Origin of the sequence: Leucobacter sp. HNU, from assembly GCF_047946755.1 — a bacterium.
Classification (GTDB): domain Bacteria; phylum Actinomycetota; class Actinomycetes; order Actinomycetales; family Microbacteriaceae; genus Leucobacter.
In genome coordinates, this window is record NZ_CP178837.1 from 2,899,488 (window position 1) to 2,913,514 (window position 14,027).

Sequence of the window (14,027 nt, forward strand, 5' to 3'; positions counted from 1 at the left end):
TGGGCGCGGGTCAGCGCACGAGGTAGCCGCCGTCGACGGTCAGCACGTGGCCGTTCACGAAGTCGGAGGCGCGGCTGGCGAGGAAGACGGTGGCGCCCATGAGGTCGGCGATGTCCCCCCAGCGCGCGGCCGGGGTGTGGTCGATGATCCGCCGGTTGCGCTCGGGGTCCGAGCGGGTCTCCTCGGTGATGGAGGTCTTGAAGTAGCCGGGAGCGATGGCGTTCACCTGGATCCCGTACCCGCCGAGCTCGTCGGCGTAGGCCCGGGTGAGCCCCGCGATCCCGTGCTTCGTCGCCGCGTAGGCCGGCGAGCCGAGGCCGCCGAGGAACGCGAACAGCGACGCGATGTTGATGATCTTGCCCGAGCCCTGCGGGATCATGGCCTTCGCGGCCTCGTGGCTCATCTCGAACGCGCCGGTCAGATTGACGGCCACCATGGGGTCCCACTGCTCCCGGCCGAACTCGACGACGTCGGCGATGCGGCTGATCCCGGCGGAGTTCACCAGGATGTCGACGCCGCCGAGCTCCTCGACGCACCGGGCGACCGCGGTGCGGGGCGTCCCGGGAACGGTGATGTCGACCGCGAGCTCCGCGTACCGCACGCCCTCGGCTCGCACGAGCTCGGCGGTCTCGCCGTCGTCGTCGTGCAGCCCGGGCACGAAGACATCCGCGCCGGCCTTCGCGAGCGCTAGGGCGAAGCCCTGGCCGAGCCCGCGATTGCCGCCGGTGACGATCGCGCGACGCCCCGCGAGCGAGAACAGGTCGAGCGAGAAGTCGGTGATGTTCACGCCGCGGCCCCGATTCCCTCGGCCGCGCCCTCGAGCCGCAGCTCGCGCCCCAGCAGCTGTTCGTAGAGCCGGAACGGTGTCATCTCGCCGGCACGGTCGCCGTAGCTGGCCCGCGCCCGGCGGAACACCTGCTCGACGAGCGAGGACAGCTCGACGGGGACGCCGACCGAGCGCGACAGGTCGATCGACAGGCCGAGATCCTTGCAGGCCAGGGCGATCGCGAAGCCCTCGTCGTAGTCGCCGTGCGCGAGGATCGAGAGCACGTCGCGCTCCACGAACGCGCTGTTCGCCGGGCTCGCGATGAGCGATTCCCGCAGCACTCCGAGGTCCACGCCGGCGGCGACGCCCGTCGCGAGCACCTCGGCGGTGGCGACGAGGTGCGAGAACCAGAGCTGGTTGATCATGAGCTTGACCGCGTAGCCCGCACCGGCGCCGCCCACGTGCAGGATCCGCTCGGGGTCCCCCATCGCCTCGAGCACCGGGCGCACCCGCTCGACGTCGGCGGCCTCGCCCCCGACGAAGATCTGCAGCATCCCGTTCGCCGCCCCGACCGACATCCCGCTGACGGGGGCGTCGAGGATCCGCAGCCCGCGGTCGGCCGTGGCCGTGCGGATCCGTTCGACGACGTCGGGCACGGAGGTCGACATGTCGATCCAGGTGCCCCCGTCGGCGATCCCGGCGAGGATCCCGTCGGGCCCTTCGGCGGCGTCCGCCACGTGCCGCGGGGTCGGCAGCATCGTGATCACGAGGTCGCTCGACCGGGCGACCTCCGCGGCGGTATCGGCCCAGATCGCACCGCCGGCGACCAGCTCGGCCGCGGCCTCGCGGCGCAGATCACTGACGACGAGCGGGAACCCGGCGGCCTGCAGGTTGCGGGTCATGCCCGAGCCCATGCTGCCGAGCCCGATGAACCCGACGGTGGGCAGTGGAGTGTCGTTCATGCTGAGAGCGCGTCCTTCGGCGTGTAGAAGGGGTTGGATGGGGTGTCGCGGGCGGCCAGCACCTCGTCGAGCGCGGGCAGGCCCGCGGCTCCGTTCGCCAGTGCGGTGCGGGTCGCCTCGCGGTTGTTGCGGTAGATCTGCTCGGCGTCGTCGGCACCCGGGTTCACCCAGACGGCGGCGATCAGCGCGTGCGTGTCGGCGTGCCGGGCCGGGATCGTGCCGGCTGCCACGGCGTCAGCCACCCCGGCGGCGACCCCCGCCTGCGCCGGTCCCCAGATGTGCGTGCCGTGGGCGTCGGTCTCGGGAGCGGCCTTCGTCACGAAGAGCGTGAGCGGCTTCACGGGGAGCGAGGGGCGGAGCACCGCGACGAAGGGCACGTGGCCCGGGCTCGGCGAGGCGAGGGCCGTGGCCCACGCCGCGCCCGCCGGCCCGTCTCGGTGGCCGAGCACGGTGTTGATGTGCGCGGCGTTCACGCCGGATCCGACGAAGCTCTCGCCGATCTGCACGGCTGCGGACTCGGACTCGGTGCTCACTTGATCAGCCCCTCATCCTCGAGCCACTCGATGGCGACGTCCTGCGGGTCCTCGCCGTCGACGTCGACCTTCGCGTTGAGCTTCTGCATCACCTCGGTGGTGAGCTTGGGGCTGACCTGGCCGATCACGTCCGCGATCTTCGGGTACTTCTTCAGCGTCGACTCCTTGAGGGTGAAGCCGCCCTGATAGCTCGGGAAGAACTGCGTGTCGTCCTCCATCACGGTCAGCTTCAGTGCCGGGATCCGGCCGTCGGTCTGGAACACCTCGCCGAAGTTGCAGTCGGTGCCCTTCTGCGTCGCGGTGTAGATCACGCCGGTGTCGAGCATCTTCACGTTCGAAGCCGGTGCGTCGAAGCCGTAGGCCTTCGTGAGCCCGGGCCAGCCGTCGTCGCGCGTCGAGAACTCGCTCTCGATGCAGAAGGTCTGGTCGGCCTGCGGCAGCTTCGCGACGTCGCTGAGCGTCTTCACGCCGAGCTTCTCGGCCTCGCTCGAGCGGATCGCGAACGCGTAGGTGTTGTTGAACGGCGCCGGCTTCAGCCACGCGATGCCCTTCTTCGCGTCAGCCTCCTTCACCGCGGTGAACTGCTCCTCGACGCCCTTCACCGGCGAGGTGTTGCCGTTGTAGGTGATCCACGAGGTGCCCGTGTACTCCCAGTAGCCGAGGAACTGGTCGTTCTCGAGCGCCTGCCGAACGTTGGCGGACCCGACGAGCTTGGTGTTCGCCTTCACGTCCGCACCGTGCGCGTTGAGCAGCTCCGTGGTGATGTGGGCGAGGATGTACTGCTCCGAGAAGTCCTTGGAGCCGATCTCGCCGGTCAGCCCGGCCAGCTCCTGGTCTCCTCCCCGGATCCTCCGGAGGATGAGGAGCATCCGGTGAGGGCGAGGGCGCCCGCGGCGAGCAGCGCTGCCGCGGCGAATCCGATTCTGCGAGTGTGCATGGGTGGTTCCTTTCGGGTGACGGGATCGGGCCTCAGAGGCCCTTCGGGCGGACGACGTCTTCGATGACGCCGGCGACCCAATCGATGAGGATGGCGATGCAGGCGACCAGCACGGCACCCACGAGGAGGACGGGATAGCGCTGCAGCTTCAGGCCGTTGACGATCATGTCGCCGAGGCCGCCCGCGTTGATGAAGGTCGCGACGGTCGCGACGCCGACCGCGAAGACGAGCGCGGTGCGCAGGCCGGCGAGGATCACGGGAGAGGCCAGCGGCAGCTCGATGCGGCGCAGCACCTGCCCCGAGGTCATACCCATGCCGCGGGCGGACTCTCGTACGCTCGGATCGACCTGGGCGAGGCCCGTGATCGTGTTGCGCAGCACCGGCAGGAACGAATAGATCACGAGCGCGAGCAGCGCCGTCGCGAACCCGGTCTGCCAGACGATCGCGAGCAGGATCACGACGCCGATGGCCGGGGTCGCCTGGCCGATGTTCGCGAGCCCGATCACGATCCCGCGGAACACCCGCGAGCGCGATCGGCTGACGGCGATGCCCGCCGGGATCGCGAGCACGGCGACGAGGACGGCGGCCAGCACCGAGAGGACGAGGTGCTCGCCGATCCGGGCGACGATGTAGCCGGGGTTCAGCGTGCGGGACTCGATCGAGTCGAGCTGCAGGCTGCCGACCCAGAGGAACAGCGCGAGCAGCACGCCGACCACGACGAGGAGCGGGACGCAGCGGCGCAGGAACCTGCGCCCGCGACCGCTCGGTGCCGCGGGGATCGTGCCGATCAGCGCGGTCGGCGACGGAGTGATCTGCGGAGCGGACACGTCACGCCCTCCCGCGCGGGGCCCCGGGTGCGCTCGCGCCGAGCACGTCCGAGATGGCCGCGTGATCGATCGAGCCGACGATCCGGTCCCCGTCGAGGACGTTGATGCGCGGAGCCCCCGTGACGACCAGCCGGTCGAGCGCCTCGCGCAGGGAGTCCCGCACGCCGATCGTCTGCGGCGGGGCGTCTCCCGCCGCAGCGCCGAGCGCAGCCTCCGACACCGGCACGAGCGCGAGCCGCTTGAGGGCGGCGCCCTCGCCGATGAACGAGCTCACGTACTCGCTGGCGGGGTTCGCCAAGATGTTCGCAGGGGTGTCGAACTGCTCGATCCGGCTGCGTTCGCCGAGCACCGCGATGCGGTCGCCCATGCGGATCGCCTCCTCGAAGTCGTGCGTGACGAAGATGATCGTCTTGCCGATGTACTCCTGCAGGCGCAGGAACTCGGCCTGCAGCTTCTCGCGCGTGATCGGGTCCGTCGCGCCGAACGGCTCGTCCATGAGCATCACCGGCGGGTCGGCGGCGAGCGCCCTGGCGACGCCGACGCGCTGCTGCTGGCCGCCGGAGAGCTGGCGGGGGTAGCGGTTCGCGAAGACGCCGGGGTCGAGCTGCACGGTCGTCAGGAGCTCCTCCACCCGCTCCGCGATGCGGGCCTTCGACCAGCCGAGGAGCTTCGGCACGGTCGCGATGTTCTCGGCGATGGTGAGGTGCGGGAACAGCCCGATCTGCTGGATCACGTAGCCGATGTGCCGTCGTAGTTCGTTGCCGTCGAGCGACAGCACGTCGTTGCCGCCGATCCGGATCGATCCGGAGGTGGGCTCGATGATCCGGTTGATCATCTTCATCGTGGTGGTCTTGCCGCAGCCGCTGGGGCCGACGAACATGATCAGCTCGCCGGGGTCGATCCGCATCGAGAACTCCTCGACCGCGGCGACCTGCTGGCCGGGGTACTGCTTGCTGACTCGGTCGAGTTCGAGGTCGACGCCGCCCTGATGCGATGCGAGCGCGGAGAGGATTCCGGTGTTCGTGGTGGGTTCAGGCACGGAGCCCCTTGAGGTCGTGAAGCGGGAGATGAGGACGAAGAGACCGTCGAGCGCGAGCGCGAGCAGGATCACGACGACGGTTCCGGTGAGCGCGTAGTTGAGCGCGTTCTTGGACCCCAGCGAGGAGAGGCCCTTGAAGATGTACTCGCCGAGACCGGGTCCGGCGACGTAGGCGGCGATCGCGGCGATGCCGACCGTGAGCTGCGCGGCCACGCGGACTCCGGTGAGGATCACCGGCCAGGCGATCGGCAGCTGCACGGTGAGGAGCACCCGCGAGGGTCCCATTCCGACGCCCCGCGCCGCTTCGAGCACCGAGACGGGCACTTCCCGGAGCCCGACGACGGTGTTGCGCACGATCGGCAGCAGCGAGTAGAAGACGAGCGCGACGACGGTGGGGAGCCAGCCGAGGCCGAGCACGGGGCTCAGCAGTGCCAGCAGCGCGAGCGAGGGGATCGTGATCGCGACTGCCGATGCGGTGAGCACGGCGGAGCGTGCGAACCGGCGATCGCGCACGACGATGCCGAGTGCGATGCCGATGATCATCGCGAGCACGAGCGAGATCAGCACGACGGCCAGGTGGTCGATCGTGAGCTGCACGATGTCCTCGCCGCGTCGGCGGAGGAAGGTCATGAGGCCTTCCCAACTGAATCCGGTCAATGGAATCCACTCCTGTCTCGTCATTGAGGCGGGCGCCAGGGTCCGTGAAAGCCACGGTACTGGTGGTGATCATTTCGTCAAAGAATGTTGATGATATGGCAACCGAAGAGTACGCTGCCCGCATGAGCAGCACTGCAGCCGGCCCGCGCCGCAATACCTCGGGTCTGAGCCGGGACATCGAGATCCTCGAGCTGCTGGGCGAGGACGCGTCCTTCGCGAGCGGCGGACTGGGCGTCACCCAGATCGCCCAGCGCACCGGACGCGACAAGGCGGTCGTCTCGCGGGCGCTCTCCACGCTCGCCGACGCCGGTCTCGTCGATCGCGACGACGAGACGCTCCGCTACCTGCCGGGATCGCGCCTCTACGCGCTGGCCGCGCACTCGGCGCACGCGGCCCTGATCGCCGCCGCGCGGGGTGCGCTGCGGCACCTCGTGCAGACGACGCGGGAGACCAGCCACCTCTGCGTGCTCAGCGGCGGCAACGTGCTGACCCTGCTCAGCGAGCTGAGCCCCCACGAGGTGCGCACCACCGGCTGGGCCGGCACCACGACCGCGGCCTGGCGGACCCCGTCTGGGCGGGCGCTGCTGAGCGACTGGGACGAGGGATCGCTGGGCCGCTGGTACGCGGAGCACGGCAACGATCTCCCGCTCATGGGACCCGTCGATCCCGGTCGTTCGCGCAGCGGCTTCCCGGTTCCGGACGCGCCGCTGCCGGGCACCGCGCCCGCGGCCGACCTCGAAAGCCTGATCCTGGAGCTGCGGGGCGTGCGGGAACGCGGGTACGCGCTCTCGGCCGAGGAGCTCGAGATCGGCGTGGTCGCGGCGTCGGCGCCCGTGACCGACTTCACCGGCCGGGTGGTCGCCGCGATCAACGTCAGCGCGCCCAAGGATCGGATCGGCGACCGGCTGCCGGCGCTCGGCGCGCACGTGGCGAGCACCGCCCGCGAGCTCTCGGCGCGCCTCGGCGCGGCCCCGCAGTAGGCCGTCCGGACTCCCGGACGTTCGGCGCGCCCGGGTCCCGCACCCGGCTTCCTTACGCCTCCGTAAGGAAGCCGGGCGGGTGTCAGCCCCCGTGCCAGACTGCGCACGACCCCGGTAGACACCCTCGAAAGGATCCGAAATGACCGACACCGCCGGCCAGTGCCCCGTCCCCCACGGCGCCCCCTCCGCCTCGCGCACGGCGCCCACCAACGCCTCCTGGTGGCCCGATCGCCTGAACCTCAAGATCCTGGCGAAGAACCCGGTGGTCGCGAATCCGCAGGGCGCCGACTTCGACTACCGCGCGGCGTTCGAGACCCTCGATCTGGCCGAGGTGAAGGCAGACATCGCCCGCCTGCTCACCGAGTCGCAGCCCTGGTGGCCCGCCGATTTCGGCAATTACGGCCCGCTGATGATCCGCATGGCCTGGCACTCCGCCGGCACCTACCGCGTGTTCGACGGCCGCGGCGGCGGCGGAACCGGACAGCAGCGCTTCGCTCCGCTCAACAGCTGGCCCGACAACGTCGGCCTCGACAAGGCGCGCCGTCTGCTCTGGCCGGTCAAGAAGAAGTACGGCCGCTCGCTGTCGTGGGGCGACCTGATGATCCTGGCCGGCAACGTCGCGCACGAGCAGATGGGCATGCCCGTCTTCGGCTTCGCCGGCGGCCGCCCCGACGTGTGGGAGCCCGACGACGACGTCTACTGGGGCTCGGAATCGACCTGGTTGGGCGACGAGGGCCGCCTCGGCGCGGACGGCGCGCAGGAGCTCTCGAAGCCCCTCGGCGCGACCATGATGGGCCTCATCTACGTGAACCCCGAGGGCCCGCGCGGCAGCGGCGACCCGATCGCCGCTGCGCACCAGATCCGCGAGACCTTCGGGCGCATGGCCATGGACGACGAGGAGACCGTCGCGCTGATCGCGGGCGGTCACACCTTCGGCAAGACCCACGGCGCCGCCCCCGAGGAGGGCAGTGTCGGCGAGTCGCCCGAGGGTGCCCCGATGGAGCAGCTGGGCCTCGGATGGAAGAGCAGCCACGGCTCCGGCAGCGGCAACGACACCATCGGCTCGGGCATCGAGGTCACCTGGACCTACCACCCCACACGCTGGGACAACGAGTTCTTCCACATCCTCTTCGCCTACGAGTGGGAGCTCGTGACGGGCGAGGGCGGCCACACCCACTGGCGGCCGAAGGACGGCGCCGGATCCGACATGGTGCCCATGGCGCAGGGCGATGGACGCCGCGAGCCCCGCATGCTCACGACCGACATCTCGCTGCGCGAGGATCCGATCTACCGCGAGATCTCGCTGCGCTTCAAGAACGACCAGGAGGCCTTCACCGAGGCCTACCGCCGCGCCTGGTTCAAGCTGACCCACCGCGACCTCGGACCGAAGTCCCGCTACCTGGGCGCGGAGGTCCCGGCGGAGGACCTGCTCTGGCAGGATCCGATCCCCGCGCCGACGGGCCCGGCCCTCGGCGACGCCGACGTGGCCGACCTCGCTCGCCGCATCGGCGAGCTCGATCTCCCCGCGGCCGAGCTGGTGCGGGCCGCGTGGGCGGCGAGCTCGTCGTTCCGCGGCAGCGACAAGCGCGGCGGTGCGAACGGCGGACGGATCCGCCTCGAGCCGCAGCGCAGCTGGGAGGTCAACCGGCCCGCGCAGCTCGCCCGTGTGCTCGACGCACTCGACGCGATCAAGGCCGAGTTCGATGCCCAGGGCGGCCCGTCGGTCTCGATCGCCGACCTGGTGGTGCTCGCGGGCAACGTCGGCGTGCAGCAGGCCGCCCGCGCGGCCGGGCACGAGGTCGAGATCCCGTTCACCCCGGGCCGCACCGACGCTTCGCAGGAGCAGACGGACGTCGAGTCCTTCGGGTTCCTCGAGCCCGCGGCGGACGGCTTCCGCAACTACGAGAGCGCACGGGCCCTCGGCATCCCGGCCGAGCACCTGCTGCTCGACCGCGCCAACCTGCTGACTCTCTCGGCACCCGAGATGACCGTGCTGCTCGGCGGCCTCCGCGTCATCGGCACCAACTGGGACGACTCGCAGCACGGCGTGCTCACCGACCGCCCGGGCACGCTGACGAACGACTTCTTCGTCAACCTGCTCGACCTCGACACGCAGTGGCGCGCTCTCGACCCGCAGCAGCGCGCGTTCGAGGGGGTCGACGAGTCGAGCGGGGAGCGGCGCTGGACGGGTACCCGCGCCGACCTGGTCTTCGGCTCGAACTCCGAGCTGCGCGCGATCGCCGAGGTCTACGCGAGCGACGACGCCCAGGCGCAGTTCGTGCGCGACTTCGTCGACGCCTGGGTCAAGGTCTCGAACCTCGACCGCTTCGACGCACGCTGACCCGCGACCGACCCGCAGTCGAAGCGTGGTCGAAGCGCCTGACCAGGGGCCGTTTCCGGGCATTCGGAGGCGGCCCTCGGTCGTCGGTGACGGTTCTGCGTCGATTTCGCCTCGGAATGCTCAGGTTTTGCCATAATGAACACAAACCTGGGGGAAACCTCTCGATTCCATGAAAGAGAGCACAATGACTGGCGTCCTTCGCAACGCAGTTTCTGAAGCACTCGCGACCCTGCTGTTCGTATTCACGATCATCGGCGCGATCAACAACGGCGGCGATTTCACGCCGCTCATCATCGGATTCACCCTGATGGTGCTGGTCTACGCGACCGGCCACATCTCGGGTGCTCACCTCAACCCGGCCGTCTCGCTCGGCGCGCTGATCCGCGGCGCCCTGAGCGTCGGCGACTTCGTCGTCTACATCGTCGCCCAGTTCGTCGGCGGCGTGCTCGGCGCCCTGCTCGCCTCCGCCCTGTGGAAGCGCCCGGACGCCGCGGTCAAGATCGAGACCGGCCCGGCATTCATCGCCGAGCTCGTCTTCACCTTCGTGCTCGTCTTCGTCGTGCTCAACGTGGCCACCTCGAAGGACAACGAGGGCAATTCGTTCTACGGCCTCGCCATCGGCACCACCGTGTTCCTCGGTGCCTCCACCGTCGGCCCCATCTCGGGCGGCGGCTTCAACCCGGCAGTGGCCCTCGGTCTCGCGGTCAACGGCAACTTCGACTGGGCCAACATCTGGCTCTACATCCTCGCGCCGGCCGTCGGCGCGGTGCTCGCGGGCCTCGCGTTCCGCCTGCTCAACGCGCACGACCTCACGAAGGCCGACGCCTAAGCACGACGCACCCGCACCGCTCGTAGCGGTACGCAGAGGGCCCGCTCCGGTTCGCCGGGGCGGGCCCTCCGTCGTTCCCCGGCGGCAGCGGGCGCACGTCGCCCGGGGTGCCGCAATGCGGCGTAATCCTCGGGGCCCACCCGCCCGCCCGCGCTTAGCATTGGCGGAGTTCCGGACCCGGCCGCGACGGCCGCCGATCCCCAGGAGAGCGCATGACCGCCCCCACACCGGTGACCGCCGACGCCGTCGTCGTCGACCTCGAGGGCACGACGAGCGCCGCGGGATTCATCCTCGGCGATCTCTACGACTACGCGAGGCCCCGGCTCGACGCCGTGCTCGGCCGCGACGACCGCACGGTGCGCGAGGCGCGCGCTCAGGCGATCGCCGAGACCGGCCTCCGCGCCGACGCGTCCGACGCCGAGGTCGCGGACGCGCTCCGCAGCCTGATGGATTCCGATATCAAGTCGACGCCGCTCAAGACGATCCAGGGCGTGATCTGGGCCGAGGGCTTCGCCGCCGGCGAGATCACCTCGCATTTCTTCGACGACGTCCCCCCGCGCCTGCGCGACTGGCACGAACGGGGGATCCGCATCGCCGTCTACTCCTCGGGCTCCGTGGCCTCGCAGCAGCCCTGGTTCCGCAATGCCCCGCAGGGCGACCTCTCGGGCCTCGTCGAGGCCTGGTTCGACACGGTGAACGCCGGCCCCAAGAAGGATCCGGCCTCGTACGCGCGGATCGCCGCCGCCCTCGGCACCGACCCGGCGCGCACGCTGTTCCTCACCGACCACCCGGAGGAAGTGGACGCCGCGCTCGACGCCGGCTGGCGGGTCGTCGCGCTCGACCGCGCGGGCGAGCCCTGGGCCGGCGCCGACTTCGCGGCTCCCGCCGTGCCGCACTTCGACCGCATCGAGGTCCGGTCCGAGGGCCAGGCCGGCCCGGCGGAGACGCCCGACCGGGCCGCCGATGCGGCCGGACCCGGCGCGCCGCCCGTCCCGGCGCAGCGCCTGCGCGATGCCGGACGCGTGCTGGCCGCGGAGGCCGCACGGTTCTCGGACTTCGGCTGGATGCGCGGCACGGCCGGCAACCTCTCGGCCGTCGTGCACCGCGATCCCCTGCTGCTCGCGGTGACCGCGTCGGGCCTCGACAAATCCGAGCTCACGGAGCGGGACGTCGTGCTCGTCGACGCCGCGGGCCGCAGCGCCGACCCCGCCGACGCGCGCAAGCCGTCGGCCGAGTCCGGCCTGCACGCGCACATCGCCGCACGCACCGGCGCGGAGGCGGTGTTCCACGTGCACGCGCTCGACGCGGTGCTCGCCGGCCAGCTGTGGCCCGAGGGGATCGAGATCCGCGACCTCGAGATGCTGAAGGGGATCGGGCACCCGGCCCACGACGCCACCGTGCGGATCCCCGTGATCGCGAACCACCAGGACATGACCGTCGAGGCCGCGCGCTTCGACGAGGTGTACGCACCGGCGACGGACGAGACCCCCGAGGTGCCGGCCCTCGTCGTCGCCGGCCACGGCATGTACGCCTGGGGCCGCACGGCGACCGCCGCACGGCACCACCTCGAGATCGTCGAGTGGCTGCTGCGCCACGCGGTCGCCTCCCGAAGCCTGTGACGGCGCCCCGCCCGGGGCGCCGCGGAACCCCAGACACCCGAACCCCGAGGAGGGACCGATGACGCTGCTCACGATCTGGAACGAGACCGATCCCGCGACCCCCGTGGTCGAGACCACCGACGAGACCGAGATCCGCTCGGCGCTGAACGCGCTCGGCGCGCGCTTCTTCCGCTGGGAGGTCAAGGACTTCGCCGACGACGCGAGCCTCGACGAGATCCTCGCGCTCTACGCCGACGAGGTCGAGCAGGTGAAGCGGTCCGAGGGATACACGCTCGTCGACATCGTCGGGCTCAGCCCGGCGCAGGCGAACTACGACGAGGTCAAGGGCCCGTCGCGCGAGAAGTTCCTGTCGGAGCACCGGCACGACGACGACGAGGACCGCTTCTTCGCGAAGGGCGCGGGCGTGTTCTACCTGCACGTGGACGGGAAGGTGCACGCGCTCTACTGCGAGCCGGGCGACCTCGTCTCGGTGCCGGCGAACACGACGCACTGGTTCGACATGGGCACCTCGCCCGAGTTCACCTCGATCCGCTTTTTCCACGACGAGGACGGCTGGGTCGGCCACTTCACGGGCAACCCGATCGCCGAGACCTTCGCGACCTTCGACCAGCTGCACGCCCGCCGAGCGGAGCTCGCCGGGGCCTGACCGGGCGGGCCCGGCGCCCGGAGCGCCGGGCCGGGCCCGTTCGCCTTCGCGCCCGTCAGGAGATCATCGAGAACAGGGTCCAGAGGCCCAGCCCGAAGCCGGGCAGGCAGAGCACGGCGGCGGCGATCCCCCACCACATCGCACCGAAGCGACGCACCGTCCCGGCCCAGATCGCCCCGAGCAGCGCGGACGGGAAGAGCAGCACGCAGGCGAGCCACATCCCGAAGAGCCAGCCGATCCCGCTGCGGGAGTCGGCGTTCAGCAGGAGGCCGATCCAGCAGACCGCGAGCACCGCGTAGGGCAGGCCCACCATCCAGGACGCGGCGGCCCCGCGACGCAGTCGACCCTCCGTCGCATCGCCGGGCGGCACCCACGACGCGTTCCAGCGGGTGCTCCGCCCGCGGCTCAGCCGCTCGCGGTGCTCGGGCGGCAGCGGCGGCTGCTCCCAGGTCACCGGCCCGTCTCCGCTCTGGCGATCCCGCCGGTCAGTCCAGCAGCAGCGCCGGCTCTTCGAGCACCGACGCGACGTCGGCGACGAAGCGCGAGATCACGTCCCCGTCGACGATGCGATGGTCGAAGGACCCGCCGACCGTGGTGACCATGCGCGGCCGCACCTCGCCGTCGACCACCCACGGCTTCTCGCGGATCGTGCCCATCGCCATGATCCCGCACTCGCCGGGGTTGAGGATCGGGGTGCCGAAGTCCATGCCGAACACGCCGATGTTGGTGATCGTGATGGTGCCGTGCTGCATCTCGGCGGGCTGCGTGCGCCCGTCTCGCGCGGTGATCGTCAGCTGTTCGATGGCCTTGGCCAGATCGAGCAGGCTGAGCTCCTGCGCATCCTTGATGTTCGGCACCACGAGCCCGCGCGGCGTCGCCGCGGCGATGCCGAGGTTCACGAAGTGGTGGCGGATGATCTCGGTCTCGGTGAAGGTCGAGTTCACCTGGGGATTGCGGCGGATCGCCCACAGCATCGCCTTCGCGAAGATGAGCAGCGGCGAGACCTTGACGCCGGCGAAATCGGGCGAGGTCTTGAGTCGCTTCACGAACTCCATGGTGCGAGTTGCGTCGACCTCGGTGAAGACGCTCACGTGGGGCGCCTCGAACGCGCTCTCGACCATCGCCTTCGCGATCTGCTTGCGCATCCCCTTCAGCGGGATCCGCTCCTCGCGGGCCTCGGCGGGCTCCGGCGTCGAGAGGTTGCGGAACAGGCTCGCCTGGGAGGCCTGGCGCACGACGTCGTCGCGCAGGATCTCTCCCGCGATGCCCGTGCCGTGCACCTCGGCGAGGTCGACGCCGAGGTCCTTCGCGAGCTTGCGGATGGGCGGCTTCGCGATCACGGGTGCCGCCGCCGCGACCGGGATCGGGGCGCTGTTCACCGGCGCGGCGCCCGCGAGCAGCGGCTCGCCGCCTCGGCGGCGGCGCGACTTCACGGTGCCGGCGGTGCCGTAGCCGACGAGCACGGCTCCCCCGGCATCCTCCTCGTGCTGCACGCTCGCGGCGGCATCCGCCACCGCGTCGCGGGTCTCCTCCGAATCGGCGGGAGCCGCCGGAGCGGGCGGTGCCGCCGGAGCCGGAGCCGGAGCCGACGCGGCCGCCGGTGCGGCCGGAGCAGCCGGCGCCGCGGGATCCGCGGGATCCGCTGCGGCGCCCGAGCGTACGCGCAGGATCGGATCGCCGACGGGCACGGTCTGCCCGACCTCGGCGAGGAGTTCGGTGACCTCGCCGGCGAACGGCGACGGGAGCTCGACGAGCGACTTCGCCGTCTCGATCTCGCAGATCACCTGGTTCAGCTCGACACGGTCGCCGGGGGCCACGTGCCAGGTCACGATCTCGGCCTCGGTGAGGCCCTCGCCGACGTCGGGAAGGGGGAAGATCTGCTCGCTCATCG

The 14,027-nt window shown here is 71.0% G+C and carries 13 protein-coding genes; 5 read left to right on the forward strand and 8 right to left on the reverse strand.

Going from position 1 to position 14,027, the window contains the following annotated elements; all coding sequences use genetic code 11:
- Positions 1-10: 10 nt before the first annotated feature.
- The 6 genes from AB3K78_RS14125 to AB3K78_RS14150 form a co-directional block, all read right to left on the reverse strand.
- Complete coding sequence (locus AB3K78_RS14125; RefSeq protein WP_416444265.1) at positions 11-787, reverse strand: SDR family oxidoreductase; 777 nt, start codon at positions 785-787, stop codon at positions 11-13.
- Positions 784-1,728 carry an NAD(P)-dependent oxidoreductase gene (locus AB3K78_RS14130; RefSeq protein WP_416444267.1) on the reverse strand — a complete coding sequence of 315 codons (945 nt, stop codon included), beginning with the start codon at positions 1,726-1,728 and terminating at the stop codon, positions 784-786. Before AB3K78_RS14130 ends, AB3K78_RS14125 begins: the two co-directional genes overlap by 4 nt.
- On the reverse strand, positions 1,725-2,261 hold the full coding sequence (gene fae, locus AB3K78_RS14135) for a formaldehyde-activating enzyme (RefSeq protein WP_416444269.1): 537 nt from the start codon (positions 2,259-2,261) through the stop codon (positions 1,725-1,727). The genes AB3K78_RS14130 and fae overlap by 4 nt, the downstream gene beginning before the upstream one ends.
- Positions 2,258-3,130, reverse strand: a complete 873-nt coding sequence (locus AB3K78_RS14140) for a glycine betaine ABC transporter substrate-binding protein (protein ID WP_416444271.1) — start codon at positions 3,128-3,130, stop codon at positions 2,258-2,260. The genes fae and AB3K78_RS14140 overlap by 4 nt, the downstream gene beginning before the upstream one ends.
- 100 nt (positions 3,131-3,230) lie before the next feature.
- Positions 3,231-4,025 carry an ABC transporter permease gene (locus AB3K78_RS14145; RefSeq protein WP_416444273.1) on the reverse strand — a complete coding sequence of 265 codons (795 nt, stop codon included), beginning with the start codon at positions 4,023-4,025 and terminating at the stop codon, positions 3,231-3,233.
- A gap of 1 nt (position 4,026) precedes the next feature.
- Complete coding sequence (locus AB3K78_RS14150) at positions 4,027-5,694, reverse strand: ATP-binding cassette domain-containing protein (RefSeq protein WP_416444275.1); 1,668 nt, start codon at positions 5,692-5,694, stop codon at positions 4,027-4,029.
- Positions 5,695-5,843: 149 nt separating this feature from the next.
- On the opposite strand from AB3K78_RS14150, the gene AB3K78_RS14155 reads away from it, so the two are divergent.
- The 5 genes from AB3K78_RS14155 to AB3K78_RS14175 all read left to right on the forward strand — a co-directional run bounded on the left by AB3K78_RS14155 (position 5,844) and on the right by AB3K78_RS14175 (position 12,136).
- Positions 5,844-6,701, forward strand: a complete 858-nt coding sequence (locus tag AB3K78_RS14155; RefSeq protein ID WP_416444277.1) for an IclR family transcriptional regulator — start codon at positions 5,844-5,846, stop codon at positions 6,699-6,701.
- Positions 6,702-6,840: 139 nt separating this feature from the next.
- Positions 6,841-9,042, forward strand: coding sequence for a catalase/peroxidase HPI (gene katG, locus AB3K78_RS14160; protein ID WP_416444279.1), 2,202 nt, complete (start codon positions 6,841-6,843; stop codon positions 9,040-9,042).
- Between the two features lie 184 nt (positions 9,043-9,226).
- On the forward strand, positions 9,227-9,871 hold the full coding sequence (locus tag AB3K78_RS14165) for an MIP/aquaporin family protein (RefSeq protein ID WP_416444281.1): 645 nt from the start codon (positions 9,227-9,229) through the stop codon (positions 9,869-9,871).
- A 212-nt stretch (positions 9,872-10,083) separates the two neighbouring features.
- Positions 10,084-11,490 (forward strand): acireductone synthase, encoded by a 1,407-nt coding sequence (gene mtnC / locus AB3K78_RS14170; RefSeq protein ID WP_416444283.1) that lies wholly within the window; start codon positions 10,084-10,086, stop codon positions 11,488-11,490.
- Between the two features lie 58 nt (positions 11,491-11,548).
- Positions 11,549-12,136, forward strand: a complete 588-nt coding sequence (locus AB3K78_RS14175; RefSeq protein ID WP_416444285.1) for a 1,2-dihydroxy-3-keto-5-methylthiopentene dioxygenase — start codon at positions 11,549-11,551, stop codon at positions 12,134-12,136.
- A gap of 55 nt (positions 12,137-12,191) precedes the next feature.
- Here AB3K78_RS14175 and AB3K78_RS14180 read toward each other — a convergent pair whose 3' ends face one another.
- Positions 12,192-12,590 (reverse strand): hypothetical protein, encoded by a 399-nt coding sequence (locus AB3K78_RS14180; protein ID WP_416444287.1) that lies wholly within the window; start codon positions 12,588-12,590, stop codon positions 12,192-12,194.
- Positions 12,591-12,621: 31 nt separating this feature from the next.
- On the reverse strand, positions 12,622-14,025 hold the full coding sequence (locus AB3K78_RS14185; RefSeq protein WP_416444289.1) for a dihydrolipoamide acetyltransferase family protein: 1,404 nt from the start codon (positions 14,023-14,025) through the stop codon (positions 12,622-12,624).
- Positions 14,026-14,027: the final 2 nt, after the last annotated feature.

Bases quoted from the DNA above. Each gene is read 5' to 3' on its own strand.
- AB3K78_RS14175 (WP_416444285.1), top strand. From the start codon at position 11,549: ATGACGCTGCTCACGATCTGGAACGAGACCGATCCCGCGACCCCCGTG.
- AB3K78_RS14185 (WP_416444289.1), bottom strand. From the start codon at position 14,025: ATGAGCGAGCAGATCTTCCCCCTTCCCGACGTCGGCGAGGGCCTCACC.
- AB3K78_RS14130 (WP_416444267.1), bottom strand. From the start codon at position 1,728: ATGAACGACACTCCACTGCCCACCGTCGGGTTCATCGGGCTCGGCAGC.
- katG (WP_416444279.1), top strand. From the start codon at position 6,841: ATGACCGACACCGCCGGCCAGTGCCCCGTCCCCCACGGCGCCCCCTCC.
- AB3K78_RS14140 (WP_416444271.1), bottom strand. From the start codon at position 3,130: ATGCTCCTCATCCTCCGGAGGATCCGGGGAGGAGACCAGGAGCTGGCC.
- AB3K78_RS14150 (WP_416444275.1), bottom strand. From the start codon at position 5,694: ATGACCTTCCTCCGCCGACGCGGCGAGGACATCGTGCAGCTCACGATC.
- mtnC (WP_416444283.1), top strand. From the start codon at position 10,084: ATGACCGCCCCCACACCGGTGACCGCCGACGCCGTCGTCGTCGACCTC.
- AB3K78_RS14165 (WP_416444281.1), top strand. From the start codon at position 9,227: ATGACTGGCGTCCTTCGCAACGCAGTTTCTGAAGCACTCGCGACCCTG.
- AB3K78_RS14155 (WP_416444277.1), top strand. From the start codon at position 5,844: ATGAGCAGCACTGCAGCCGGCCCGCGCCGCAATACCTCGGGTCTGAGC.